This is a genomic window from Pseudoalteromonas sp. SCSIO_11900 (genome assembly GCF_000576475.1).
In the GTDB taxonomy this organism is placed as follows: domain Bacteria; phylum Pseudomonadota; class Gammaproteobacteria; order Enterobacterales; family Alteromonadaceae; genus Pseudoalteromonas; species Pseudoalteromonas tetraodonis.
This window is the reverse complement of sequence record NZ_KK070032.1, coordinates 1-985: the sequence shown is the minus strand read 5'-3', so window position 1 is coordinate 985 and position 985 is coordinate 1. Positions and strand designations below refer to the sequence as shown.

General features: G+C 40.0%; 1 protein-coding gene. It reads left to right on the top strand.

The window, feature by feature from the left end; translation table 11 throughout:
- Positions 1–50: 50 nt before the first annotated feature.
- Positions 51–985, top strand: a 935-nt coding sequence (locus BG00_RS17085; protein WP_036984082.1) for an RNA-guided endonuclease InsQ/TnpB family protein, incomplete at its 3' end; no start/stop codon positions are given.

Sequence of the window (985 nt, the reverse complement as noted above, 5' to 3'; positions counted from 1 at the left end):
TTCATATTCCATCTTGACAACTCATTTCCATACAGTAGTCTATACAGTATATGAAAAAGACGCTTAGATACAACTACAGGCTAAATCCTACGGCAGAGCAAGAAGCTAAACTCGTTGAGTTTGGCGCGACAGCGCGTGGCATTTGGAACTTATTGTTGTCTGAGAACATGCGTCGATACGAGCACGATAAAACGTTTTTGTTTTACAAAGACATGGCCTCACTACTTAAAGATATCAAGACGTTCGAAGAGTTTAACTGGATCAAAGCATTCGATTCTGCGGCAGCTCAACAAATTGCCCGCGACCTGGAATTAGCGCTCAAGAATGCTTTTACTAAAGGTCGCTTGCAACGCTTTCCAAAGCACAAGATCTCATATAAAAAGAAAAAACTTCACAACGATAGTTTTCGAGCGGTCAATAACTCGAACTGTATCCGCATTGAAAATGGCGCTATCAGTATCCCAAAGGTAGGCAAGATACCCATTATCTTGCATCGCAAACTAGCAAGTAAAATCAAGACTGTAACTATCCAGTATCACCACGGAAAATGGGGATGCAGCATCACTCAAGAAGTTGAGTGCAAAACAGCTAAACAAGTTTTAAAAACAATCACAGGTTTTGACATTAACTCAAAGCAAACTGTTGTTGGCTCAGATGGTTTTGTGGTCGATAACCCCAAGTTTTTAAAGCAGTCAAAAACAAAGTTAAATCAATTGCAACGCCAGCTTGCACGCCGAACTAAAGGTTCAAATCGCTGGCAAAAAACCAAACAACGCATCAACAAATTACACGGCAAAATCTCACGGCAAAGGCTCGACTTTGCACACAAAATTTCACGTCAGATAACCAATGAAAATGACATTTTAGTGTTCGAAGATTTAAACGTAAAAGGGATGCAAAAGTTCAATGGCAGCATGGTTGCCGACAATATGATGGGCTTAATTACTCAGCTTTCAAAATACAAAACTGAGCTTGAAGGTAAACT